Origin of the sequence: Mesorhizobium sp. M0800, assembly GCF_040320095.1 — a bacterium.
In the GTDB taxonomy this organism is placed as follows: domain Bacteria; phylum Pseudomonadota; class Alphaproteobacteria; order Rhizobiales; family Rhizobiaceae; genus Mesorhizobium.
In genome coordinates this window covers 182,436-205,546 of record NZ_JAMYOZ010000005.1, presented here as the reverse complement: position 1 = coordinate 205,546, position 23,111 = coordinate 182,436, and the positions used below count along the sequence as shown (strand labels likewise).

The window sequence follows — 23,111 nt, the reverse complement described above, 5'->3', positions numbered from 1 at the left end:
TACGCCGGTTCCGTTCCCTGATCTGACGGATGCAGCGTTCGTGGCGGCAAGTTGGCGGACGAGGGCCGTCTTGATCCCTGGCGCTATTCAGCAAAAAATGTCGCGGCGACAGCAATTGAGACGAGGCTCAGCATCGCCAGGCCTGCCCTGGCGACATGCGAAGCCTCCCAGACGTTGTGCAAGTCTCTCCAGTCGCCGGTCTGCTTTCGAGAGAACATTGAAAAAAAGGTCGCGGCTGATTGCGGCATGGCAACGTCTTGCACCCAGAAATTATTGACGGGATGCGTGATCAACCAATAGGTCGCATGTTCCGCCAGCAGGAAGGCGAGCGCCGCCAAGGTCCACCAGAATCGAGCGCTTGGATAAGGCGTCAGGTAGAGCATGATGGCGAGGGCAATGATGCCGCCGATCTCGGCAAAGCCGCCGATCGTGAAGCCGGGATAATAGATCGCCTGCACTGATCTGTAGGTGGCCTCCTTGAGGCGCAACTTGCCGGGCAATTCCAGTGCGTGCGCAAGTGAGAGCGCCATCGTGACAGCGACCAGAAGGACGGTGGCGATCATCAATGCGCGCATGTTCCTGCTCCCTGAATGATGCCCTCGTGGCGCGCGCGTACTTAGGGTGGTTGGTGATCCGGTAAAGGCAACGACACCCGACTTCGCCGGCAAGTCCGGTTCGGTCATTCCCCGATCTGGCTGGTCGACCGTTCGTGGACTGTGGCGCCGGTCTGTGCGTCGACCGCAGCCATGCTGACCTCGTAGCCCCAGAGCTTGCGGATATGGCGCAGCGTGGCGTCGCGGCTGCCGCCTTCCAGCACTATGCCGTCCTTGACCTTATGCTGCAGGCGCAGATGCCGATCGCCGAGCAGGTCCACGTCCACCACCTGGATGTCCGGCCGGCTGGCGCCGATGTCGTAGCTGTGGGCGAGTGCGGCGCGGATGCTCTCGTAGCCGCGCTCATTGTGTATCGAGGCGACTTCGTAGTGCGGATCGTTGGCCGCATCGGCAAGCACAAAGAACCGCCATTTCCGGATCAGGGTAGGGCTCAGATACTGGCGGATGAAGGACTCGTCGCGATGGTTGGCCCAGGCGTCCAGCAGGGTCTGGCGCCAGTCGCCATTGCCGGCGATATCGGGAAACCAGTCGCGGTCCTCGGCGGTCGGCGCGGTCGAGATGCGCTGGATGTCCTGCATCATGTCGAGGCCCAGCGCGTAAGGGTTGATGCCGGAAAAGCGCGGATCGTCGAAGCCCGGCTGGAAGATCACGTTCGAATGGTTGCGCAGCACTTCCAGCATGGCGCCTTCGCCGATCAGGCCGCGGTCGAACAAAAGGTTCATCAGCGTGTAATGCACGAAGGTGGCGCAGCCCTCGTTCATCACCTGCGTTTGGCGCTGCGGATAGAAATACTGCGCGATGACGCGGACAATCCGGATGACCTCACGCTGCCAGGGTTCCAGGATCAGGCTGTTCTTCTCCAGGAAATAAAGCAGGTTTTCCTCGGGCAGCTTGAGCGATTTCCTGCGCTCCGCCATTGTATCCGTCTCGCGGGGCTTGGTGCCGTCCTTCGAAGGCGGCAGCGTGCGCCATAGGTCATTGTAGGAACGCTCCTCGTATTCCAGGCGCTCGCGAACGCCCTCGCGCTGCTTTTCCGACGACAGTTTCGGCGGCCGGTGATATCTGAACACGCCCTGTTCCATCAGCGCATGTGCGGCATCGAGGATCTCTTCCACCGCATCGACGCCATGCCGCTCCTCACAGCGGGCAATGTAGCCCTTGGCGAAGTCCAGATAACTGAGGATGGCGCTGGCGTCAGTCCACTGCTGGAACAGATAATTATTCTTGAAGAAATGGTTATGGCCGAGTGCCGCGTGCGCCGTCACCAGGGCCTGCAGGGCCATGGTGTTTTCTTCCATCAGATAGACGATGCAGGGATTGGAATTGATGACGAGTTCATAGGCGAGCCCCCGTCCGCCTTTGCGGTAGAGCAATTCCTGGTAGAGGTAGTGCTTGCCGAACGACCAGTGGCGGTACATCAGCGGCATGCCGACAGAGGAATAGGCGTCGAGCATCTGTTCTGAGGAGATGATCTCCATCTGCACCGGATAGACGTCGAGGTGGAGCTCTTCCGTGGCGACCGCCTCGATGGTCTCGTAGGCACGCGACAGCGTCCTGAAATCCCAGTCGGAACCGGAAAACAGCAACCCGGATTTGCTCGCCATCAGCCCCCTCTTTCAGCGCTCTTTTGATAACCCGGCTGTCTGGCGAAGAGCTGGCGGAAAACCGGGTAGATGTCGGCCGCCGTGGCGATGCGGCTCATCTGGAAGTTCGACCACCTCAGCTTGACCGCACTGTAGGCACGCCACAGCGACGTGCCGTTGTCGGTGGCGCCGAAGATGTGGCTCTCACGCTCGTCGAGGATCTCGACATAGGCGAAATACTGGCAAAGCCGCATGATCTGTTCGTCGAGCAAGGCGATGCAGCGCTCGGAATCGGTGACGAAATTGTCGCCGTCCGAGGCCTGGGCGACATAGATGTTCCATTCGCGGCTGGGATAGCGTTGCTCGACGATGCGGTGCATCTCCTCGAGCGCCGTGGAAACCACCGTGCCGCCGCTCTGAGTGTTGTAGAAGAAGGTTTCCTCGTCCACCTCCTGCGCCTCGTGCGTGTGGCGAATGAAGACGACCTCGGTGCGGTCATAGCGCCGTTTCAGGAACAGGTGCAGCAGCACGAAGAAGCGCTTGGCCAGATCTTTCTCGCGTTCGCCCATCGAACCGGACACGTCCATCAGGCAGAACATCACCGCATTGGCGTTCGGCACCGGCTGGGCGTCGAAGCGGTTGAAGCGGATATCGACCGGATCGACAAAGGCGATCCGCTTGCGGCGGCGCTCCAGCCGCTCAAGCTCTTCCTGCAGCGCCACGATGCGCTGCCGCATCTCGGCGTTTTGCGGCTTCGTCTCCAGCGTCGCGATCTCCTGCGCGACAGCGTCGACCGCCTCCTGCTTGGGGCGCCTGAGCGCTATGCGGCGGCCATGGCTGTTGCGCATCGTGCGCCCAACATTGATGTTGGTCGGCGAGCCGGTCGCGGCGAAGCCGGCCCGGCGCGGCTTGAAGGCGAGGATCTCCTTGAGGTTGAGCTTGACCATATCAGGCAGTTCGAGGTCTTCGAAAAAGAGGTCGAGCACCTCCTCGCGCGACAGCACGAAACGGAAATCGTCCTCCGATTCGGTTCTCCCCGGGGCGGATCCCATGCCGCCGCCCTGGCCGGGTTTAGGCAGCCGGTCGCCTCGGGCAAAATGCTTGTTGCCGGGCAGGACGTGCTGGCGGCTGCCGCTGTTCCGGGCATCCTTGAAGCTCGGCTCGCCGGTGCCTCGCGCCGGCATCGAAACGGCATGCTCGGCGTCCACGTCGGCGATCTTGCCGGTGCGGATCTGATCGCGGATGGTGCGCTTCAACTCTTCGCGCGCCCGCCGCAGGAAACGCTGCCGGTTGCCGAGGCTTTTGTCCTTCGGGTTCAGTCGGCGATCGATGAAGATCGGCATATGTTACCCCGGGCTGGCTTCAACCCGCCTTGTTCACCCGCATGTACCAGTCCACCAGCCGGCGGACCTGGCGCTCGGTGTAGCCGCGCTGGATCATCCGCTGCACGAATTCGGTATGCCGCTTCTCCGTCACGCTGTCCTGCTTGGAGCCGAAGCTGATCACCGGCAGCAGATCTTCGACCTGCCCGAACATCCGCTTCTCGATGACTTCGCGCAGCTTTTCGTAGCTTGTCCATGATGGGTTGCGGCCATGGTTTCTGGCCCGCGCGCGCAGCGTGAACTTCACCACTTCGTTGCGGAAGTCCTTGGGATTGGCGATGCCGGCCGGCTTTTCGACCTGCGACAGTTCGTTGTCCAGAACCTCGCGATTGAGGATCTGGCCGGTATCGGTATCCTTGTAGTCCTGATCCTCGATCCAGGCATCGGCATAGGCGATGTAGCGGTCGAACAGGTTCTGGCCGTATTCGCTATAGGATTCCAGATAAGCCTTCTGGATCTCGTGTCCGATGAACTCGGCATAACGGGTCGCCAGCTCCGACTTTATGAAATCGAGATAGTCCGCCTCTGTTTCCTTCGGGAACTGCTCGCGCTTGATCGCCTCTTCCAGGATGTACATCAGATGCACCGGATCGGCGGCCACCTCTTCGGTGTCGTAGTTGAAGGTCTGCGACAGGATCTTGAAGGCGAAGCGGGTGCTGACGCCGGTCATGCCTTCATCGACACCGGCCGCGTTTCGGTACTCCTGGACCGACTTCGCCTTGGGATCGGTTTCCTTGAGGTTCTCGCCGTCATAGACGCGCATCTTGGTGTAGAGCGGCGAATTGTCGTGTTCGGCCAGGCGGGTCGAAACGGTGAACCGGCTGAGGATATCGAGCACTTCCGGAGCGCAGGGGCTGGAGGCCAATTCGCTTTCGCGCAACAGCTTCTCGTAGATCTGCCGCTCTTCGGTGACCCGCAGGCAATACGGCACCTTGACCACCAGGATACGGTCGAGGAACGCCTCGTTGTTCTTGTTGTTCTTGAACTGCAGCCATTCCGATTCGTTGGAATGGGCAACGATGATGCCCTGATAGGGGAAAGCGCCGAAATTCTCGGTGCCGTTGTAGCTGCCTTCCTGGGTCGCGGTCAGCAGCGGATGCAGCACCTTGATCGGCGCCTTGAACATCTCGACGAATTCGAGCAGTCCTTGCGTGGTCCGGTTCAGGCCGCCGCTATAGGAATAGGCATCCGGATCGGACTGGCTGAAGTTTTCCAGCTGCCTGATGTCGACCTTGCCGACCAGGGCCGAAACGTCCTGGTTGTTCTCATCGCCCGGCTCGGTCTTGGCGATGCCGATCTGGCGAAGCCTGGACGGCATCAGCTTGACGACGCTGAATTTGGAGATGTCGCCGGACAATTCGTCGAGGCGCTTGGCCGCCCAGGGCGAGATCAGGCCGTTCAGCCGCCGCCGGGCGATGCCGTATTTATCCTCCAAAAGGTCGCCCATGCGGTCGGGGTCGAACAGCCCGAGCGGCGATTCGAACACCGGGCTGACCTGGCCGCCGACCTTCAGCGTATAGATCGGACGCTGCTCCATCAGCCTTTTCAGCTGCTCCGCAAGCGAGGACTTGCCGCCGCCGACCGGGCCGAGGAGATAGAGTATCTGCTTGCGTTCCTCGAGCCCTTGCGAGGCATAGCGGAAATAACCGGCGATACGCTCGATCGTATCCTCCATGCCGTAAAAGTCGGCGAAGGTCGGATAGATCTTGATCGTCCGGTTCGAAAAAATACGGCCAAGCCGCTCGTCCTTGCTGGTATCGACAAAGGTCGGCTCGCCAATCGCCTCGACCATCCGCTCGGGCGCCGAGGCGTACATCGACTTGTCCTCGCGGCAGGCAAGCAGATATTGCTGGAGGCTTATCTCCTCCTGCGCCGCATTCTTGTAAACCTCGGAAAACAGATCGAAGACGTCGGATTGATTCTCACGCATGGTATTCCTAGCCCCGGAGCCGGTGTGGCTGCACGTTTGTCTCTTGAACAACCAAATGTCGGAAAGCCCTTGTGGTTCCCTTCACTTTGCAGAGAGTGCCTGTGACCGAATGATAAGACTCTAGATAAGGGCATCCTGAGTGCAGACAAGGCGTGGAACGCCCCGCTCGAAGCATTAAATCCTGAATCGCGCCACGCCGTGCGGGCGACCTCCGATAAGACGGAGGAACGGTTCTGGTCCTTCCCGGTTGTGAAGGAAAGGAGACGGTTCGATGTTTGAGACTAGTTTGTGGTTGCTCGTTGTTGCAGGCGGTCCACTGCTGCTGGCAATCCTGATCGCCTACGCCCTGCTCACGCAGCGCCGTCGCGGCCCGGCGGAGCGCAGGGAAAGCGACCGCGCCACCGAGCGCCTGTACCAGGAAAAGAAGGACTGACCGACAGGATCGCAGCTCAGCTGCCGGCAACCGCCAGCCCGGCCACTTTTTCGGCGCGCAGCAGCATGCCGAACAGGTCACGCGGTTCATCGGGATCGGCCAGAAGGTCTAGTTCCTCGTAAAGGCCGGTCCGCTGAAGCTGATCGCGGACGTAGCGCAGCGCGGAAAAATCCTCGATCGCAAAGCCGACGGAATCAAACAGCGTGATCTGTCCGGCGTCCGTCCGGCCTGCTGCCTTTCCTGTCATCACCTGCCACAATTCGGTGATCGGATGGTCCGCATCGAGCTGCTGGCTCTCGCCTTCGATGCGCGTCTGCGGCGGATACTCGACGAAAATATCGGAGCGGAGCAGAATGTCGCGATGCAGCTCGGTCTTGCCCGGGCAATCGCCGCCTACCGCATTGATGTGCACGCCGGATCCCACCATGTTGTCGGTCAGGATTGTTGCCGATCGCTTGTCGGCGGTAACCGTGGTGATGATCTCTGCACCTTCGACGGCCTCCTGCGCCGACGCACAGAGCTTGATGTCGAAACCCATGCCGGCAAGGTTCTTCATGCATTTGGTCGAGGCCGCCGGGTCGATATCGTAGAGGCGCAGCCTGTCGACGCCAAGCAGCGCCTTGAACGCAATCGCCTGAAATTCCGATTGCGCGCCATTGCCGATGATCGCCATGCACCGGGCGGCCTCGGGAGCGAGGTATTTCGCGGCAACCGCCGAGCTGGCCGCCGTTCGCAGGGCGGTCAGGATGGTCATTTCCGAAAGCAGCATCGGATAGCCGTTGCCGACATCGGCAAGCACGCCGAAAGCGGTCACGGTCTGACGGCCGTCACGCGTGTTCTTCGGATGCCCGTTGACATATTTGAAGCCGTAAAGCTGCCCGTCGCTGGTCGGCATCAGCTCAATGACGCCGTCAATGCTGTGCGAGGCGACGCGCGGCGTCTTGTCGAACAGCTCCCAACGCCTGAAATCCTCTTCGATATAGGCGGCGAGTTCGACCAGAAAACGCTCGATGCCGATGGCAAGCACCAGCTTCATCATGCGGTCGACGCTGACGAACGGAACGATGTTCAAATTGACGATCATGGCTCAGAACCCCCTCGTCGGGCGATCCATGATCCGCCGGCCCATCAGGCTTGCGGTCAGGTCGACCAAAAGCGTGGCGGTGCGGCCGCGCTCGTCAAGAAAAGGGTTGAGCTCGACCAGGTCGAGACTGCTGACGAGGCCGCTGTCATGCAGCATTTCCATCGCCAGATGCGCCTCGCGGAAGGTGGCGCCGCCGGGAACGGTGGTGCCCACCGCCGGGGCGATCGACGGGTCGAGAAAATCGACATCGAGGCTGACATGGAGCATGCCGTTGGCGGCGCTCACCCGTTCGAGAAAGGCGCGAAGCAGTTGCGCGATGCCGTGCTCGTCGATCGAACGCATGTCGTGGACCGTCACGCCGGCTCTGCGCAATGCATCCCTTTCCGCCAGGTCCACGCTGCGGATCCCCAGCGCGCATATGCGAGCCGGCTCCACCTGCGCTGCAAGGCGGGGGAAATAGCCCTCGAAGCCGGGCTGCCCGCTGGCATAGGCGAGCGGCACACCATGCAAATTGCCGCTGGTCGTCGTGTCGAGCGTATGAAAATCGGGGTGGGCGTCGAGCCACAGCACGAAGAGCGGCCGGCCGGCATTCGCCGCCCGGCGGGCAATGCCGGCGAGCGTGCCGGCCGAAATGCTGTGGTCGCCGCCGAGAAAGATCGGCATCGCATCGGCGCTCGCGGCATAGGCCGTTTCGCTGATTGCCGCCGTCCAGGCCGCAATTTCCGGCAGCGCCTTTACCGCCGCGTTGCCGTGTACGACAGGACGCATGTCGGCAGGGACGATCGTTCCGAGGTCGGTCAGCGTATGGCCGAGCTCGGTCAGTGCGCCGGCCAGGCCGGCCGTGCGCAGCGCACTCGGCCCCATCTCGCAGCCCATGCGGCCTGAGCCGGCCTGGATCGGCGCCCCAACGATCGTGCAATGCATTTGTCATACCCCGCCAATTACGATGCCTTTATTGAAGCCGGCATCGCTGGCAGAATGAACATGTCAAATTGGCAAATTTGTCGAAGTGCCTTACCATAGTGGCAGTATCTACTTCCGTTGTGAGCAATCATGGACCAGCTCGACGAGCAGATCATCACCTCTTTGCGGCACGACGCCCGGCGCAGCATTTCCGATCTTGCCATCAGCCTGGGTGTCTCCCGGGCAACGGTAAGGTCCCGGATCGAGCGGCTTGAAAGGGACGGCGTCATCGTCGGCTACACCGTGATTCTGCGCGCCGACGCGGTCGATCAGCGCGTGCGTGGCATCATGATGATCGAGATCGAAGGCCATGCCGCCGATCGCGTCATCCGGGCGCTGGGCGGCTTCTCCGAGGTCTCGACGATCCACACCACCAATGGCCGGTGGGACCTGGTGATAGAACTCGGAACCCAGACGCTGAGCGAGTTCGATGCGGTGCTGAGACGTATCCGGTTGATCCCCGGAATTACCGGCAGCGAAACAAGCCTGCTCCTGGCAACGCCGCGCACCACCAAGGCGCGGCTGTGACCTTCGAGGAACCGCCTTGGACCTGTAGCGATAACGAAATCCGAAGCCACGGAACCTTCAATTGCCGCCGCGGTTAGAGCAATTCCAGGAAAAGTGTGGAACGGTTTTCCGTTCGGAATTGCGTCAAAACAAGAGAGATCGGTTCAGCGTTTCCCCCAATGAACCGTTCTAGGCTCGGACAGCCCTTCTTCGAGGGAGAACAATCATGGCTCACGCCCAGCAGGAACTGGTCGAATTCGTTATCAGCAAAGCCTTCAATCCGGTCATGCGGGCCAAACCAGACGGAAAATCCGATGCCGAACGCAAGATGCTCGAGCACGTCCAGCAAGCCACGAAGACCGAGATCGAGCGCTATCGCCATTACGGCTCGGCCGAGGAGGTCGCGACCAATTTCAAGCGCGACCTGAGCTCAGATGCCGCCAAAAAGTTGCACTCCCAGCTGCGGCGCCTGCATCTGCCGACGATCGAGGATATTCGCGACGAATTTGAGGACAAAGCCCGCAAGCTCGGGGTCAAGGCCTCGTCGTAGATCCGCGACCGGTCCTCGGTGACGTCCGTCAGGCCGTCATCACAAACCGTCCTTGGTCGGAGGCCACCCTGACCGAACCGTTTCGGGGATGTTGTCCGACGTCAGATCGCCCCGATTGAGCTTTTCGATCGCTTCATCGGCTTCGCTTTCGTCGAGACCGGAAAGCGGCAACCCGCCGACCACGACGACTTCGTCGCTCTCGCTGTCATAGACCTCCCAGAGGCCGTCTGAATCCTGTCGTTTGTCGAACGGCATGGCACTCCCCAACACCGCTATTGTACGTCTGCCACCCATTTCAGGGCCTGGGCTTTTTCGTCCTCCGGGAACACCCGCGCCTCGATTTGCGGAAACAGCGCGTCCGTCATTTCCGTAGCTGCCTTGATCCATTGCTTGTCGGAAATCACGGCGGCACGTTTGAAGCGGTGGAGCTCGCCAAGTTTGCTCAGCCCATACTGCAGGTCGCGCCGCAAGGCGCCAGCCGTCATGTCTTCGAAATCAGTAAGATCGGTCAGGACGCCGATGTCCTTATGGTCGCTCAGTTTCGCTTCGATTGCCGGGATGACTCTGTCGTAGTCGTCCGCCGTCACAGTGCCGGTGACACGAAAGGCGGCGACGTTCTGGGGAGCCGAAATCATCTCGATCATTTTTTCCTCCGGTTTCTGACTGGCTGGCTGCCTGAAACAAACTCGGGCCATTCGCGGATGTTCCCTGCCAAGGCGTGTTTCACTTCGAGCTAAAATGACGATCGGCCGGCTTCCCCGACCGGCCCTCGGATCGCCTGGGTGACGACGGTGTAACGCGTGATTTGGCCCTCCTCGGGGTCCTCTCCGTCGAAGTGGATTTCTGCATTCAGCGGCAGCTGCGCGGTGTTGCCGAACTGCTTGACCGCGGAGACATGCACAATCTGCACGTCGGGGTCACGCGTCATGGCCTCCATTGCCGCAAGCTCGGCCGTGCTGCTGCCGCCGATCCGCCAACTGGCTTCCAGCACTCCCGATCGCCAGATGCCCGAGGAATCGACACCTTGGCCGATGTCGTAGTTGCGCCGTGAGGCAAAAAATCCGGGATAGCCATCCATCGCCGCGTCGTAGGTCCTCGCCTGCGCCACAGCCAAACTTAGCGCCGGAGAAAGCTGCAGCCTGTCGAGCGCCTCCCATCCGCCGCGCACGACGACCAGATCGGATCCGCCGTAAACGGGCTGTCCGGCATTGTCGGCCGTCATCCGCTGCACGCCGTAATAGGCGACCGATGTTCCGTCGATCGCCGTTCTGCCAATGCTCAGCGTGACGATGTCGCGAAGCTCCGTTTCGAGAACAAGGCCGTATTCCCTCAGGTCGGAGGATGGATATCGATCCAGCAGCCTTTCGATATCGGCGACGGTCGCGGCGGTGTGCTGGTCGCGGCCCCGCGAAGCGCGCGGTGGCTTGAACCGGACCAGCCCGAGCTGCAGCAGACGTTCCGCTGCGCGCAGTGCGTCATCGCGTGAAAATGCGGTATAGCCGGGCAGTACGGCCGCGCCGACGGCTCTGCCGAAGCCGGCTGGCCATTCTTTTGGCCGTGCCGCCGACCCGTCCACCAGCTCGTGGGTTATGGCCTTGGTGGTTGCGAGGCGCCAGGGCACCACACCGCCGAAGAGGTCGTCCGGCCCGTTTATGCCCAGTTGGAGCGCATCGACGGCAAGCAGGCTGTCGTCCGGCACGAAATACAGTCGGCCAATGTCACCGCCGCCGTCACTCAGGCCCTCGCGGAAGGCAAAGCCCTTCAACGCCGCAATCGTGCGCGCAACGGCAGCGACGGTTTCCCGCTCGTGGGTATAGATTGTCTCGCCGCCCGGCACGGAGAACGCGATCACAACACCTTTTGCCCCGCTTGATTGCATACCGGTTAGCCCGGTCATGTCGCGCCCTTCGTCCATTGCCGAGCCTCTTGCCGCCATTCCGCGGCGATGCGTCCGAACCAAAAAACCCGCTTCCTCGGCGAATGTTCCGGCCAACGGCCGGCAATCCGGTTTGACCGGGTTTGACCGGGGCGGCGACCGGAACATCGGCGGCTCGTAGCTGTTTATGAGGGAATCTCGGACAGGGGAGATGGAGACCATGGCTTTCACTCTCAAAAGCTCTGCCTTTGCCGATGGCGAAAAAATACCGCCGCGCTATTCCCGCGACGGCGGCAACGTCTCGCCGCCAATCGGAGTGGACGGACGCGCCGCAAGGAACCAAAAGCTTCGTCCTGGCCGTCGAGGACCCCGACGCCCCTTCAGGCATGTTCCGTCATTGGGCGGTCTACGGCATCGACGCACAGCGCAACTTTCTTCCCGAAGGCACGACCGCCGGCGCCAAGACCGAGAGCCTCGGACACGGCGTCAATGATTTCGGCAATCCTCATTATGACGGGCCCCAGCCGCCGCCTGGGCATGGGCTCCACCATTACCATTTTCGGCTTCTTGCGCTCGACGTCGAGACGCTGGGTCTCGGCGAGAAGGCTGCCGTGGACGACGTGCTGAAGGAGGCCGCGCCGCACGTCCTGGAAGAGGCCGAGCTCGTCGGCACATTCGAACGGGCTTGAGACCGGAGCTCGCTGTCGCATGAACTGCGGCGAACGGCCGGAATAATCGCTAAAGCGCGTCGCGTTCGATCGGCCTCATGCGACGCGCTTTAGATTCTTGTTTTTACGCATGTCGTTATCACAAAACCGCTGCACACTTTTGCGCGACATGCATCAGCGGTTCATGTTCATGATCGCGTTCATCGGCATCAAATTGTGGTCGAGATTGGCCATGATCCAGATCGAGCCGCCGATCACCAGAACTACGATCAGCACGCCGAAGGCAAGCGCTAGGGCGTTGTTGGTGTTGTCCGGTCCCGTCGTGATGTGCAGGAAGAAGACGAGATGCACGCCCATCTGGGCGATCGCCAGCACGACCAGCGCCACCGGAATGCCGGGTGCCCATATCAGGTTGGTTCCGGGCAACCAGAACGAGGCGATGGTCAGCAGCGTTGCCAGCCCGAGGCCGATCACATAGCCGCGTAGCCCGGATCCGACCTCGGTGTCGCCGAGGTATTCGTCACCCGGCGCCGTATCGATGTCGTAGCGCTCCAGGCCATCGGTGTCGCGCCGTTGCGCGTGGCGATCGTCCGCATTGCTCATCGACTTGCTCCCAAGAGATAGACCACCGTGAACAGGGCGACCCAGATGATGTCGAGGGCGTGCCAGAACAGGCTGAAGCACATGAAACGCCGAAGAATATCGTCGCGGAATCCCTTGGCGAAGATCTGCGCCATCATCGTGAGCAGCCACAGCAGCCCCGCCGTGACGTGAAGGCCATGGCATCCAACCAGCGTGAAGAACGCCGACAGGAAAGCGCTGCGCGTCGGTCCGGCACCGCTGGCAACCATATGCGCGAACTCGCGCAACTCGAGCAGGATGAAGCTGGCGCCGAGCACGAAGGTGACAGCCATCGCGACATAGAACCAGGAGCTTCGCCGCGCTGTCACGGCGAGGCTGGCGAGACCGCAGGTGAAGCTCGACAACAGCAAAGCGGCCGTCTCGATCGCGACGTTGCGCAGGTCGAACAGCTCGGCTCCGCTCGGCCCGCCCGCCGTCTTGCCCGCCAGCACGGCGTAAGCCGCAAAGAAGGCCGAGAACATCACGATGTCGCTCAGAAGGAAGATCCAGAAGCCGTAGCCGACGACGATCCGGATCGGTGCCGGGCCGCCGTCGCCGTGGCCGGGTGCATGGCCGTGCCCGCCATGGAGGCGGTAAGGGTCACGCTCTCTGACGTCGATCGCGGTCATGGCCTTGGTCCCGTGTAAGTGACCAGCGCCTCGCGGCGGGCACTTCGGTTGGCGCGGTCGATCCGGGCGACTTCGGCGGCGGGAATGACGTATTCGGGGATGTCGCGCCACGCGAATACGACGAAGGTGGCCAAAGCACCGAGCGCGCCGAGCGCCACCATCCACCAGATGTGCCAGATGAGGGCAAAACCCATCACGGTCGCAAAGAAGGCGCAGATGAACCCGGTGGGACTGTTGCGCGGCATCTCGATCGGCTCGTAGTCAGGCTCGTCGCGCAGCCGGTTTTGCTCGCGTGCCCGCTGCTTGATGCTCCAGTAGGGCTCTTCGCCCTCGACATGCGGAAGCGCGGCGAAGTTGAAGACCGGCGGCGGCGAGGGCGTGGCCCATTCCAGCGAGCGGCCGTCCCAGGGATCTCCGGTGGCGTCGCGAAGCGCCGCGCGCTGCCGGATGCTGACGGCGAGCTGTACGATCTGCGCGACCACGCCGGCCGTAGTGATTAACATGCCGACGCCGGCAGCCAGCACCCAGGGATACCATGCCGACACGTCGAAATGCTGCATTCGGCGGGTCATGCCGAGCAGGCCAACAGCGTAGAGCGGCACGAAAGTGACGTAGAAGCCGATCAGAGTCAGCCAGAAGGCCAGCTTGCCCCAGCCCTCGTGCAGCCGGAAACCGAATGCCTTTGGAAACCAGTAGGTATATCCCGCAAAGGCACCGAACAGCACACCGCCGATGATGACGTTGTGGAAATGCGCCACCAGGAACAGGCTGTTGTGGAGCAGGAAATCGGCCGGCGGCACGGCCAGCAACACGCCCGTCATACCGCCGATGACGAACGTAACCATAAAGCCCAGCGACCACAGCATTGGCGTCGCGAAGCGGATGCGGCCGCCATACATGGTGAACATCCAGTTGTAGATCTTCACGCCGGTACCGACAGCAATGATGCTGGTGGCGATGCCGAACGCGGCGTTGACGTCGGCCCCGGCGCCCATGGTGAAGAAGTGGTGCAGCCACACCATGAAGGAGACGATGCAGATGAAGAGCGTCGCGGCCACCATCGACCGGTAGCCGAACAGCGGCTTGCTGGAGAAGGTGGAGATGACCTCCGAGAAGATGCCGAACGCCGGCAGGACGAGGATGTAGACCTCGGGATGGCCCCAGGCCCAGATCAGGTTCACGAACATCAGCATGTTGCCGCCGGCTTCATTGGTGAAGAAATGAAAGCCGAAATAGCGGTCGAGCGTCAGCATCGCGAGCGTGGCGGTGAGGATCGGGAAGGCGACGACGATGAGCAGGCTGGCGGCAAGTGAGGTCCAGCAGAACATCGACATCCTGAGGTAACTCATGCCGGGCGACCGCATCTTCAGGATCGTGGTGACGAAATTGATCCCGGTGAGCAGCGTTCCGACGCCCGCTATCTGCACCGCCCACAGATAATAGTCGACGCCGACGCCCGGCGAATAGGCGGTCTCGCTGAGCGGCGGATAGGGCAGCCATCCGGTACGCGCGAATTCGCCGATCACCAGCGAGATGTTGACCAGCAGCGCACCGGTGGCGGTGAGCCAGAAACTCACCGAGTTGAGCGTCGGAAAGGCAACGTCTCGGACGCCGAGCTGCAGCGGCACGACCAGGTTCATCAATCCGATGACGAACGGCATCGCCCCGAAAAAGATCATGATGGTGCCGTGGGCGGAAAAGACCTGGTTGAAGTGATCGGGCGGCAGATAGCCGGGGGCCTGGAAGGCGAGGGCTTGCTGGGATCGCATCATGACGGCGTCGCTGAAGCCGCGCAGCAGCATCAGCAGCGCCAGCAGCGTGTACATCACGCCGATCCGCTTGTGATCGACGCTGGTGATCCATTCGCGCCACAGATAGGGGAAATGGCCGGCCAGAAAGACCCAGGCCAGCACGCCGAGGATTGCCAGGGCGACGACCGCCGAGGCGATCATCGGCAGAGGCTGATCGAACGGAATGACGTCCCAGCTCAATTTTCCGAGCATTGTCAGCCTCCTGCCTTGGGCGATACGCTCGGCCCGGGGCGACCGGCCTGGGGGCCGGGCGCGGGCGGAACGCCCTGCGTCGCGATTTCATGAAAAAGGTCCGGCTCGACCGAGCGATAGGTCGAAGCCGGCACGTCCAGGCTCTGTCTGGCCAGTTCCTGGTAGCTGGCCTTGTCGAGTGCCTGTCCCTGGCTTCGCGCCGAATTGACGAACGCGTCGAAGGCATCCGCTGCGACTGCATCCAGCACGAATTGCATGCCTGGAAAACCGTCACCGCTGAAATGGGCCGACCGCCCATAAAATTCGCCCGGCTGATCCGCCTGCAGGTGAAGCTGCGTCGTCATGCCATTCATCGTATAGATCATGCCGCCAAGCTGAGGCACGAAGAACGCGTTCATGACGCTTGCCGAGGTAAGCGAGAAATGCACCGGCCTGCCCGCCGGCACCACGAGCTGGTTGATGCTCGCGACATTCTGCTCGGGGTAGATGAACAGCCATTTCCAGTCGAGCGAGACGACCTGCACCTCAAGCGGCTTTTGCTGCGAATCCAGCGGCTTCATTGGATCGAGGTCATGCGACCCGATCCAGATGATGCCGCTCAGAAACAGGATGACGAGGATGGGGATCGACCAGACCACCAGTTCGATGCGTCCGGAATAGGCCCATTCCGGCAGGTACCACGCTCTTGTGTTGGTTTCCCGGAACCACCAGGCAAAGCCGAGCGTCGCCACGATCGTCGGGATGACGATGGCCAGCATGATAGCAACCGAATTGAGCAGGATCGTCCGCTGCGCCGCCCCCACCGGCCCTTGCGGATCGAGCACGCCGCCCTGGCAGCCGGCAAGCAGCCCGACCAGCAAGATCGTCGCGCCGAGGCAGCCAAGACGGATGGCGGCACAGTTTCGAACGATCACCCTCAGCAGCATGAGATCTCGCCGTTTCCTGAAAACTGATTGGAACGTTGCAGGCAGCGTGGCTGCCAACCCCGAATGTGCGTGCCGGTGTGCTCCTGGCGACAGTTTCTTCACGCACGCGGCTCCGGCTGGCAGAACCGCATGCCGTGGATGTTGTCGTTAAGCGGTCGACCTGTCGAGAACCCCTCCAAATCCTAACAAACCAGAGCCAAATCTTGAAAAACCAGAGCCAAATCTTAAGAAACCAGGAACAGGACCCAGATCGAAGTTATCGCCAGAAACGTGGCGAATGCCAAGGCGGTAAACCGGTTCATGGCCGCGCCCACGGTTGGTCCATTTAGTCCGCTCCCTGCGACGTGGCTGCTGATTCCAGTGATGCTGCCCAATGATGCTGCTCAAGATGGTTGCGCCAACCGAACGAATGTTCGTCGCGAAAGTTCCAAAAAGCCAGATCCATCGCAGCTTTTGGTTGCAGGCCGGCGGCTAGGCGATGCGCACCAAGGATGGTTGGGCGGCTTTCTCGCCAAACGGAAGCGAGGACTGGCTTGCGTATGTAAAAACTACTTGTCTAGGTGAAAATAGTTGCTACTAATCGGCTGGGCCGGCGCATGGCCGCCTCTGGGAGGAATTTCGGCATGACAAGGCTGCGCGGTCTCGCGTGGGATCACCGACGCTGCTGGGGTCCGCTCGACGCCAGCATCGGGCCGTATTGTGCCGCCAATCCCGGTCTTGAGATCGAATGGGACCGCCGCAGCCTCTACGAGTTCGGCGAGGGCGCGCTTGGTCCGGTGCTCGGCGCCTATGACCTTGTCGTGTTCGACCATCCGTTCATCGGCGATATTGCCGAAGGCGGGCTGATGGTGCCGTTCGATTTGTCGGCCGAGCAGCGCCACGGCTTCGAACGGGATTCGGTCGGCGCATCCTGGCAATCCTACGCAAGGGACGGGCTTCAATGGGCGTTGCCGATCGATGCTGCCTGTCAGGTTGCCTCGTATCGCCCCGATCTGCTGGAGCGCTACGGACCGCTGCCGCGCAGCCATGACGAGGTGCTGGAGCTCGGCCGGCGCGCCTTGAAGGACGGCAAATGGCTTGGGCTGCCGTTGGTGCCGACTGACGCCATGTGTCTGCTTTTGACGCTGGGTGAGCCCCGGGAAGACGGCGACGAGTTCATCGCCGGGGAAAAAATCGAGCGGGCCGTCGGGCAATTGCGCCAGCTTGCGGCGCTGTCGCATCCGAACTCGCCGAAATGGAACCCGATCCGTTGCTACGATCACATGATCGCGCATGACGACGTGGTCTACGTGCCGTTCGCCTTCGGCTATGTGAACTACGCCTCTAAGGCAGACAGGCCGCATCTGCGCTTCGCCGACGTGCCGACGCCGCGATCCGCCGGCGCCTTGCTCGGCGGCGCCGGCATCGGCGTCAGCGCCCAATCGCAACACAAGCAAGCCGCCATCGACTACGCGCTGTTTCTGTGCTCGCCCGGCTATCAGCGCGGCGACTATGTGAAATCCGGCGGACAGCCGGGATCGCTGGCGGCGTGGCAGGATACCGAGGTCAACGCTCTCTCGGGCGGCTTCTTCGCCTCGACGCTGGCGACGATCGAAGCCTCCTATCTGCGCCCGACCCATCCGGGCTTCATCAGCTTCTTCCGCCAATGCGCCCCTCATGCCGCGGCGGCGATCGCCGGCGAATTGCAGGCGGCCGAGCTCGCAGACCGGCTGAACCGGCTCTATCGCGAGACCAGGCATGGCCAGCCGCAACGGAGCGTCGCGTAATGGCCGCCGATATTGCCCAGATCGTCGACGAAGGCGAAAGCGGCCGCAACGGCTATCGGGTGCCGGCGGTGGAGAAGGCGCTCGACATACTGGAATTCATGGCTGCCAGCGGCGAGCCGCTGACCCAGACCGAGATCGCCACCGGAATGGGGCGCTCCATTCACGAGATCTACCGCATCCTGCTGCTGCTGGAGAAGCGCGGCTACATTTTCCGGACGCAATCGGACCGCTTCCGCCTGTCGCTGAAGCTGTTCGAGCTGGCGCATATGCATCCGCCGGTAAACCGCCTGGTCGAATGTGCGCTGCCGGTGATGCGCGGCCTCGCCGCCAATGCCGACCAGAGCTGCCATCTGGTCGTGCGCGAAGGCGAGAGCGCACTGGTCGTGCTGCAGATCGATTCGCCTTTGCCGATGCGTTATTCGGTTGCCCTTGGCTCGCATTTCCCGATCCTCGAAACGAGCTCCGGCGCGGTGCTGCTGGCGCATTCGAGCCGCGCCGAGCGCGACCGCATCGTCGAACGGATCGTCGCCGCAGGCGAAGGCCAAGGCAGCCGGGCGGAAATCGAAGCGCGGCTGAACGAGGTCGCAAGGCTCGGCTATGAAATGCGCGCCTCGCTGGCTGTCGAGGGCTGCACCAACATCTCGATGCCGGTGCGCGACCATACCGGCGCGGTCATTGCCGCGCTCACCGTCCCCTTCCTGCCGCAAAAGGCCGCCCGCTTCGATCGCAGCACCGTATTCGAGCGGACGAAGGCAGCGGCCGAGACGATATCGGCGGCGCTGGGCGCGGGCGAAGCTGCCGCCTCTTCACGTGCCGACCCGGAACGGCGGGACTATCCGTTCAGCAACTGACAAGAAATACAGGGAGAAGAAACATGAACTGGTCCAAATCGATGCTGTTTGCCTCGGCGGCGGTGCTGGCTCTGAGCGCCGCCGCGGCACACGCCGAAAACATGCCGAAGCGCATCGGCTACGTCACCAACTACGCCACGCATGAGTGGTATCAGAACGTCATCAAGGGCATGCAGTCCCGCGCCAAAGAACTCGGTATCGAGCTCGAGGTGCAGGACGCCAATCTGGACGTTGCCAAGGAGGTCTCCGCCGCCGAAGATTTCATGGCCAAGGGCGTCGACGTCCTGATCATCACGCCCGTCAACGAGGAAGGCGTCGTGCCGCTGCTGCGCCAGGCGAAATCCAACAACGTTCCAGTCGTGCTCGAAGGCAATCCGGTCAAGGGCATGACCACAATGGTCGCGATCTGCGACTACGACACCGGCTACACCGCCGGCGTCGAAGCCGGCAAATACGCCAAGGAAAAGCTCGAAGGCAAAGCCAAGGTGATGAATGTCGGCCTGCCGCTGCTGTCCGCCACGGTGCTGCGGTCGCAGGGTTTCATGGATGGCCTCAAGACCATCATCCCCGACGCGGTCATGGTCCACGACCTCGACGGTGGCGGCAATCCCGATCGCGCGCTCGAGGTCTCTTCGGCGGCACTTGCCAAGAACGCCGACATCAACATCATCTACGGCATCAACGATTCCTCCTCGCTCGGCGGCCTTCAGGCCTGGAAAGCGGCCGGCAAGTCGCAGGACGGCCTGTTGACGGTCGGCACCGGCGGCGAAGGCCTCGCCTTCATGAATGCAATGCAGAACGAGCCGTCCTATCGCATCGAAGCCGCGATGTTCCCTGAAAAGGAAGGCTACACCGCCATCGATGCAGCGGTTAAGCTCTTCAACGGCGAAGAGGTGCCGGAACACATCGTCAGCCCGACCGCGCCGATGAACGGCGACGACTGGAAGAAGTTCTACGACTACGATGGCACCACACGCAAAATCAAATGGGATGCCGTCAATGCGCTTCAGCCACCGGAAAAATGCATGAAAACTTCCGCCGATCTGAAGAAGTAAGGATTCCGGCTAGCCCTTCCCGCGCGGCGGGAAGGGCATCGGATCGGATGCCGACGGCAAAACAGGTCAACCGCCCTGTTTTGGCCGGCAGTTTCCAGACGGCGACGGCACCCGATGCGGCCCGGAAATGAAATGGACATGAGCGAGCTTACGCAATCCTCCGCGCCAAGGCGTTTCATTGGCGGCCAGCTGCTGGGCAGCAGCCAGCTGGTGCTCGGCGTGATCCTGGCCGTGCTCTGCATGGCCATCTCGATTGCCGCGCCGCAATTCTATTCCGAGGCCAACATCATCGCCATCCTGCGCCAATGCGCGCTGGTGCTGATCGTCGCCTCCGGCATGACGATGCTGATCATCACCGCGGAAGTCGACCTGTCGGTCGGTGCATCGCTGGCTTTTGTCGGCTGCATCGGCATGGCCGTGCTCAATTCGACGCACAGCCTGACGCTCGGGCTGCTGGCGGCGCTCGCCTTTGCCGGTGCCGTCGGCCTGTTCAACGGGCTGGTCGTCACCAGGCTCAAAGTGAACTCGCTGATCGCCACCATCGGCACCATGATGATGCTGCAGGGCGGCGTTTATCTGTTCACCCGCGAGGCGGTGCAGAACCACCACCGGCTTGCCGGCTTCACCGATCTCGGCGCCGGCTATCTCGGCGCGATCCCGCTGCCCGTAGTCATTGCCGCGCTGATTTTCGCGCTGGCCGCGGCAACGCTGCGCTTCACCACGCTCGGCCGTTATCTCTACGCTGTCGGCGCCAACGAGCGCGCGGTTCGTCTCTCCGGCGTGCGCTCGCAACGGCTGAAACTGTTCGCCTTCGTCGTCACCGGCCTGTGCGTCGGCATTGCCGGCATGATCCTGTCGTCGCTGATGAATGCCGGCCAGCCGACCGCCGGCCGCGGCTTCGAGCTGACGGTGATTGCCGCCGTCATCCTCGGCGGCACCAGCCTGCTTGGCGGCCGCGGTTCGCTGCTCGGCACGTTGCTGGGCGTGCTGGTGCTGAAGGTCATCGACAACGGCATCATCATCCTCGGCTGGAACCAGGATCTGCAGATGGTGGTGCCTGGAATCGTCATCATCCTGGCGACCTATCTCGACATCGTCCGGAACAGAGCCAATGTCGGTTGATTTCCTTCACCCCGGCGAAACCGTGGCTGTCGACAAAAGCGTGCCGGCGCTGGAGATGCGCGGTATCGGCAAGCGTTTTCCCGGCGTGGTGGCGCTGGACAATGTCGATCTGACCTTGGAACCCGGCAAAATCCATGCCCTGATGGGCGAGAACGGCGCCGGCAAGTCGACGCTGATCAAGATCATGGCCGGGGTCTACGGCAAGGATGCCGGCACCATCCGCCTGCGCGGCCGCGAGGCCGACATCAAGTCGCCGCGCGATAGCCTGAAAGAGGGCATCAAGGTGGTGTTCCAGGAGATCGCGCTGATCGCCGAATTCAGCGTCGCAGAAAACATCTTCCTCGAAGGCTATCCGACCGGCAAAGGCGGCTCGATCGACTGGAAGAAGATCCGTGCCGATGCGGCCGCTCTGTTCAAGCGTATCGGCTTCAATGTCGACCCGGCGGCGCGCACGGGATCGCTGCCGGTCAGCCAGCAGCAGATGGTCGAGATCGCCCGCGCACTCGCCCATGAGGCCCGCGTCGTGGTGATGGACGAGCCGACCTCCTCGCTGACGCCGAACGAGGTCTCGCTGCTGTTCACCGTCATCCGCCGGCTGGCCGCGCTCGGCATCGCGGTGCTCTATGTCAGCCACAAACTCGACGAGGTCTTCGAGATCGCCGACACCGTGACCGTCCTGCGCGATGGCCGCCACGTCTCGACCAGGCCGATCGGCGAGCACACCAACGACACGCTGATCCAGGACATGATCGGCCGGCGCATCGAAAACCTGTTCCCTCGCAAGCGCGGCGCGCCGGGCAGCAAGGTCGCGCTTTCCGTTGAAGGGCTCAGCACCGCCAAGAAGCTGAAGGATGTGTCGTTCGACGCGCATGCCGGCGAGGTCCTCGGCTTCTTCGGCCTGATGGGGGCCGGCCGGACCGAGCTCGCCAAGGCCATCGTCGGCTACGACCCGATCACTTCCGGCGCCATTTCGGTCGATGGCAGCCGGCTGCTGCCGCACGAAACGCACACCGGCGTCCGGCTCGGCATCGGCCTGCTCACCGAGGACCGCAAGAGCGAGGGGCTGATGGGCGAGTTGCCGGTCTACCAGAATGCCAGCCTCGCCTCACTCGGCGCCTTCGCCAGAATGGGCTTCCTCGACAAGGTCAGCGAACGCAAGGCGGTGCAGGACTATGTCGACCGTTTCCGCATCCGGACGCCCAGCCTGTTCAAGCAGGTCAAGAATCTCTCCGGCGGCAATCAGCAGAAAGTGCTGATCTCGCGCTGGCTGATGCGCGGTCTCAAGGTGATCGTCGTCGACGAGCCGACCCGCGGCATCGACGTCGGCGCCAAGTCGGAGATTTTTGCGCTCATCGACCGGCTCGCCGGCGAGGGCCTGGCGGTCGTCATGATGACGTCCGAAATGCCCGAGCTGCTGGGGCTTGCCGACCGCATCGCGGTGATGTGCGAAGGCCACCTCACCGCGATCATGCCTCGCGACGAGGCCACGCAGGAGAACATCCTCAATGCGGCAATCGGCTAAGACGATGACGCTTCGCAAAGGGACCAAGCGATGAGCCTGGCAAGCACCGACACCATGAAAGCTGGGCCGTCCATGCTGGCGCGGCTCGTCGCGCGGCAGGAATTGGCATTGCTCCTCTGCCTCATCCTGGTGATCGCGTTCTTTTCCTTCACCGCCGAGAATTTCTTCTCCGTGCGCAACATCACCAATGTGCTCGGTCAGGCTTCGCTGGCGCTGACAGCCGGCATCGGCTGCGCCATCGTCTTCATATCAGGCGAGGTCGACATCTCGATCGGCTCGCTGCTGGCGACCATCGCCCTGCCGCTGATCATCATCATGAACGACACGAATTCTCTGCTGCTCGGCATCAGTGGCGCGCTGCTGTTCGGGCTGATCATCGGCGTCGTGAATGGCTATCTGACGGCCTACGCCGGCATCAACTCGCTGATCGTGACCCTGGGCACGATGTTCATCATGCGCGGTGGCGTTTATCTCTACACCGGCCAGCGTGCCATCCCCGACGATGCCGCGCTCGACAGCTTCATTGCGCTGTCGGACGGCCGCCTGTTCAATGTCATTCCCTATTCGGCGGTCATCGCCATCGTCCTGCTCGCCGTGTTCGCCTACATGATGCAGCACAGGCCGTTCGGACGGCAGATCTATGCCGTCGGCGGCAATCCGGAAGTGGCACGGCTGGCAGGCTACGACGTGCGCCGCGTCAAGTTCATCTGTTTCATCATCAGCGCGCTGCTGGCAACGGTTGCCGGCATCATTCTGGCCGCCCGCGTCGGTTCGGCACAGCATACCGCCGGGCTGAATTTCGAGTTCCAGGTCGTTGCCGCCACCGTGCTCGGCGGGGTGAGCCTTGCCGGCGGCATAGGCAGCCTGACCGGCATGGCGCTCGGCGTGCTGATCCTGCAGTTCCTGTCCAACGGGCTGCGCGGTCTCGGCCTGCCGACCGAGTGGCAACTGGTCATCACCGGCATGATCATCATTGCCGCCGTCGCCTTCGACGAAGCAAAGCGCCGGCGCGCCATTGGAGGCTGA

General features: G+C 62.2%; 23 protein-coding genes. 10 read left to right on the top strand and 13 right to left on the bottom strand.

Annotated elements, in window-relative coordinates:
• Positions 1 to 83 precede the first annotated feature (83 nt).
• The 4 genes from NKI18_RS09435 to NKI18_RS09420 are packed head-to-tail and all read right to left on the bottom strand — an operon-like array spanning position 84 to position 5,509.
• Entirely contained in the window at positions 84 to 683 is a 600-nt protein-coding gene (locus NKI18_RS09435; RefSeq protein ID WP_353019481.1) for a DUF1772 domain-containing protein, read from the bottom strand.
• Entirely contained in the window at positions 680 to 2,218 is a 1,539-nt protein-coding gene (locus tag NKI18_RS09430; RefSeq protein ID WP_023677061.1) for a SpoVR family protein, read from the bottom strand. Before NKI18_RS09430 ends, NKI18_RS09435 begins: the two co-directional genes overlap by 4 nt.
• Positions 2,218 to 3,540 (bottom strand): YeaH/YhbH family protein, encoded by a 1,323-nt coding sequence (locus NKI18_RS09425; protein WP_023677060.1) that lies wholly within the window; start codon positions 3,538 to 3,540, stop codon positions 2,218 to 2,220. Before NKI18_RS09425 ends, NKI18_RS09430 begins: the two co-directional genes overlap by 1 nt.
• 19 nt (positions 3,541 to 3,559) lie before the next feature.
• Positions 3,560 to 5,509 (bottom strand): PrkA family serine protein kinase, encoded by a 1,950-nt coding sequence (locus tag NKI18_RS09420; protein ID WP_023677059.1) that lies wholly within the window; start codon positions 5,507 to 5,509, stop codon positions 3,560 to 3,562.
• A gap of 271 nt (positions 5,510 to 5,780) precedes the next feature.
• Here NKI18_RS09420 and NKI18_RS09415 point away from each other — a divergent pair, with 271 nt between their 5' ends.
• Positions 5,781 to 5,942, top strand: coding sequence for a hypothetical protein (locus NKI18_RS09415; RefSeq protein ID WP_023677058.1), 162 nt, complete (start codon positions 5,781 to 5,783; stop codon positions 5,940 to 5,942).
• Between the two features lie 16 nt (positions 5,943 to 5,958).
• On the opposite strand, the gene ocd is transcribed toward NKI18_RS09415, so the two are convergent.
• Positions 5,959 to 7,026 carry an ornithine cyclodeaminase gene (gene ocd / locus NKI18_RS09410; RefSeq protein WP_352617769.1) on the bottom strand — a complete coding sequence of 356 codons (1,068 nt, stop codon included), beginning with the start codon at positions 7,024 to 7,026 and terminating at the stop codon, positions 5,959 to 5,961.
• A 3-nt stretch (positions 7,027 to 7,029) separates the two neighbouring features.
• Positions 7,030 to 7,950, bottom strand: coding sequence for an arginase (rocF, locus tag NKI18_RS09405; protein ID WP_352449542.1), 921 nt, complete (start codon positions 7,948 to 7,950; stop codon positions 7,030 to 7,032).
• Positions 7,951 to 8,079: 129 nt separating this feature from the next.
• On the opposite strand from rocF, the gene NKI18_RS09400 reads away from it, so the two are divergent.
• Together NKI18_RS09400 and NKI18_RS09395 are read left to right on the top strand one after the other, a co-directional pair.
• On the top strand, positions 8,080 to 8,517 hold the full coding sequence (locus NKI18_RS09400; protein ID WP_292655471.1) for an Lrp/AsnC family transcriptional regulator: 438 nt from the start codon (positions 8,080 to 8,082) through the stop codon (positions 8,515 to 8,517).
• 205 nt (positions 8,518 to 8,722) lie between these two features.
• Entirely contained in the window at positions 8,723 to 9,046 is a 324-nt protein-coding gene (locus tag NKI18_RS09395) for a hypothetical protein (protein ID WP_352617766.1), read from the top strand.
• Positions 9,047 to 9,085: 39 nt separating this feature from the next.
• Here the strand turns inward: NKI18_RS09395 and NKI18_RS09390 are convergent, their stop codons facing one another.
• From NKI18_RS09390 to NKI18_RS09380, 3 genes are all read right to left on the bottom strand, one after another.
• The gene (locus NKI18_RS09390) at positions 9,086 to 9,301 is read right to left on the bottom strand and encodes a hypothetical protein (RefSeq protein WP_352617763.1); all 216 of its coding nucleotides are present in this window, start codon (positions 9,299 to 9,301) and stop codon (positions 9,086 to 9,088) included.
• A 17-nt stretch (positions 9,302 to 9,318) separates the two neighbouring features.
• Positions 9,319 to 9,690 (bottom strand): SpoIIAA family protein, encoded by a 372-nt coding sequence (locus NKI18_RS09385; RefSeq protein WP_352617761.1) that lies wholly within the window; start codon positions 9,688 to 9,690, stop codon positions 9,319 to 9,321.
• An 89-nt stretch (positions 9,691 to 9,779) separates the two neighbouring features.
• Entirely contained in the window at positions 9,780 to 10,961 is a 1,182-nt protein-coding gene (locus NKI18_RS09380; RefSeq protein WP_352617759.1) for a DUF3182 family protein, read from the bottom strand.
• Positions 10,962 to 11,176: 215 nt separating this feature from the next.
• Here NKI18_RS09380 and NKI18_RS09375 point away from each other — a divergent pair, with 215 nt between their 5' ends.
• On the top strand, positions 11,177 to 11,611 hold the full coding sequence (locus NKI18_RS09375; protein ID WP_352617756.1) for a YbhB/YbcL family Raf kinase inhibitor-like protein: 435 nt from the start codon (positions 11,177 to 11,179) through the stop codon (positions 11,609 to 11,611).
• Positions 11,612 to 11,764: 153 nt separating this feature from the next.
• Here the strand turns inward: NKI18_RS09375 and cyoD are convergent, their stop codons facing one another.
• From cyoD to cyoA, 4 genes are read right to left on the bottom strand one after another with little or no spacing between them, the layout of a single operon-like run.
• Positions 11,765 to 12,193 (bottom strand): cytochrome o ubiquinol oxidase subunit IV, encoded by a 429-nt coding sequence (gene cyoD / locus NKI18_RS09370; protein WP_352473039.1) that lies wholly within the window; start codon positions 12,191 to 12,193, stop codon positions 11,765 to 11,767.
• Positions 12,190 to 12,840, bottom strand: coding sequence for a cytochrome o ubiquinol oxidase subunit III (cyoC, locus tag NKI18_RS09365; protein ID WP_352449535.1), 651 nt, complete (start codon positions 12,838 to 12,840; stop codon positions 12,190 to 12,192). Before cyoC ends, cyoD begins: the two co-directional genes overlap by 4 nt.
• Positions 12,837 to 14,843: a cbb3-type cytochrome c oxidase subunit I gene (locus NKI18_RS09360; RefSeq protein WP_352617750.1), complete on the bottom strand. Its 2,007-nt coding sequence runs from the start codon at positions 14,841 to 14,843 to the stop codon at positions 12,837 to 12,839. Before NKI18_RS09360 ends, cyoC begins: the two co-directional genes overlap by 4 nt.
• Positions 14,844 to 14,845: 2 nt before the next feature.
• Positions 14,846 to 15,769, bottom strand: coding sequence for a ubiquinol oxidase subunit II (cyoA, locus tag NKI18_RS09355; protein WP_353019472.1), 924 nt, complete (start codon positions 15,767 to 15,769; stop codon positions 14,846 to 14,848).
• Between the two features lie 623 nt (positions 15,770 to 16,392).
• On the opposite strand from cyoA, the gene NKI18_RS09350 reads away from it, so the two are divergent.
• The 6 genes from NKI18_RS09350 (at position 16,393) to NKI18_RS09325 (ending at position 23,111) form a co-directional block, all read left to right on the top strand.
• Positions 16,393 to 17,535: an extracellular solute-binding protein gene (locus NKI18_RS09350; protein WP_352617745.1), complete on the top strand. Its 1,143-nt coding sequence runs from the start codon at positions 16,393 to 16,395 to the stop codon at positions 17,533 to 17,535.
• Positions 17,535 to 18,386: an IclR family transcriptional regulator gene (locus tag NKI18_RS09345; protein WP_352449531.1), complete on the top strand. Its 852-nt coding sequence runs from the start codon at positions 17,535 to 17,537 to the stop codon at positions 18,384 to 18,386. Before NKI18_RS09350 ends, NKI18_RS09345 begins: the two co-directional genes overlap by 1 nt.
• Before the next feature lie 23 nt (positions 18,387 to 18,409).
• A complete protein-coding gene (locus tag NKI18_RS09340; protein WP_352617742.1) occupies positions 18,410 to 19,441 on the top strand; it encodes a sugar ABC transporter substrate-binding protein in 1,032 nt (343 codons plus the stop codon).
• Positions 19,442 to 19,579: 138 nt separating this feature from the next.
• Positions 19,580 to 20,563 (top strand): ABC transporter permease, encoded by a 984-nt coding sequence (locus NKI18_RS09335; protein ID WP_352588749.1) that lies wholly within the window; start codon positions 19,580 to 19,582, stop codon positions 20,561 to 20,563.
• Positions 20,553 to 22,085 carry a sugar ABC transporter ATP-binding protein gene (locus tag NKI18_RS09330; RefSeq protein WP_353019468.1) on the top strand — a complete coding sequence of 511 codons (1,533 nt, stop codon included), beginning with the start codon at positions 20,553 to 20,555 and terminating at the stop codon, positions 22,083 to 22,085. Before NKI18_RS09335 ends, NKI18_RS09330 begins: the two co-directional genes overlap by 11 nt.
• Before the next feature lie 30 nt (positions 22,086 to 22,115).
• Positions 22,116 to 23,111, top strand: coding sequence for an ABC transporter permease (locus NKI18_RS09325; protein WP_352468257.1), 996 nt, complete (start codon positions 22,116 to 22,118; stop codon positions 23,109 to 23,111).

Excerpts from the sequence above, each read along its gene's own strand:
- NKI18_RS09415 (WP_023677058.1), top strand. The coding sequence starts at position 5,781 with ATGTTTGAGACTAGTTTGTGGTTGCTCGTTGTTGCAGGCGGTCCACTG.
- NKI18_RS09350 (WP_352617745.1), top strand. The coding sequence starts at position 16,393 with ATGACAAGGCTGCGCGGTCTCGCGTGGGATCACCGACGCTGCTGGGGT.
- cyoA (WP_353019472.1), bottom strand. The coding sequence starts at position 15,769 with ATGCTGCTGAGGGTGATCGTTCGAAACTGTGCCGCCATCCGTCTTGGC.
- NKI18_RS09380 (WP_352617759.1), bottom strand. The coding sequence starts at position 10,961 with ATGGACGAAGGGCGCGACATGACCGGGCTAACCGGTATGCAATCAAGC.
- NKI18_RS09390 (WP_352617763.1), bottom strand. The coding sequence starts at position 9,301 with ATGCCGTTCGACAAACGACAGGATTCAGACGGCCTCTGGGAGGTCTAT.
- cyoC (WP_352449535.1), bottom strand. The coding sequence starts at position 12,840 with ATGACCGCGATCGACGTCAGAGAGCGTGACCCTTACCGCCTCCATGGC.
- NKI18_RS09395 (WP_352617766.1), top strand. The coding sequence starts at position 8,723 with ATGGCTCACGCCCAGCAGGAACTGGTCGAATTCGTTATCAGCAAAGCC.
- NKI18_RS09430 (WP_023677061.1), bottom strand. The coding sequence starts at position 2,218 with ATGGCGAGCAAATCCGGGTTGCTGTTTTCCGGTTCCGACTGGGATTTC.
- NKI18_RS09375 (WP_352617756.1), top strand. The coding sequence starts at position 11,177 with ATGGCGAAAAAATACCGCCGCGCTATTCCCGCGACGGCGGCAACGTCT.
- NKI18_RS09400 (WP_292655471.1), top strand. The coding sequence starts at position 8,080 with ATGGACCAGCTCGACGAGCAGATCATCACCTCTTTGCGGCACGACGCC.
- rocF (WP_352449542.1), bottom strand. The coding sequence starts at position 7,950 with ATGCATTGCACGATCGTTGGGGCGCCGATCCAGGCCGGCTCAGGCCGC.
- NKI18_RS09420 (WP_023677059.1), bottom strand. The coding sequence starts at position 5,509 with ATGCGTGAGAATCAATCCGACGTCTTCGATCTGTTTTCCGAGGTTTAC.
- NKI18_RS09435 (WP_353019481.1), bottom strand. The coding sequence starts at position 683 with ATGACCGAACCGGACTTGCCGGCGAAGTCGGGTGTCGTTGCCTTTACC.
- NKI18_RS09425 (WP_023677060.1), bottom strand. The coding sequence starts at position 3,540 with ATGCCGATCTTCATCGATCGCCGACTGAACCCGAAGGACAAAAGCCTC.
- NKI18_RS09345 (WP_352449531.1), top strand. The coding sequence starts at position 17,535 with ATGGCCGCCGATATTGCCCAGATCGTCGACGAAGGCGAAAGCGGCCGC.
- NKI18_RS09340 (WP_352617742.1), top strand. The coding sequence starts at position 18,410 with ATGAACTGGTCCAAATCGATGCTGTTTGCCTCGGCGGCGGTGCTGGCT.
- NKI18_RS09335 (WP_352588749.1), top strand. The coding sequence starts at position 19,580 with ATGAGCGAGCTTACGCAATCCTCCGCGCCAAGGCGTTTCATTGGCGGC.
- NKI18_RS09330 (WP_353019468.1), top strand. The coding sequence starts at position 20,553 with ATGTCGGTTGATTTCCTTCACCCCGGCGAAACCGTGGCTGTCGACAAA.
- NKI18_RS09360 (WP_352617750.1), bottom strand. The coding sequence starts at position 14,843 with ATGCTCGGAAAATTGAGCTGGGACGTCATTCCGTTCGATCAGCCTCTG.
- cyoD (WP_352473039.1), bottom strand. The coding sequence starts at position 12,193 with ATGAGCAATGCGGACGATCGCCACGCGCAACGGCGCGACACCGATGGC.
- NKI18_RS09325 (WP_352468257.1), top strand. The coding sequence starts at position 22,116 with ATGAGCCTGGCAAGCACCGACACCATGAAAGCTGGGCCGTCCATGCTG.
- NKI18_RS09385 (WP_352617761.1), bottom strand. The coding sequence starts at position 9,690 with ATGATCGAGATGATTTCGGCTCCCCAGAACGTCGCCGCCTTTCGTGTC.
- ocd (WP_352617769.1), bottom strand. The coding sequence starts at position 7,026 with ATGATCGTCAATTTGAACATCGTTCCGTTCGTCAGCGTCGACCGCATG.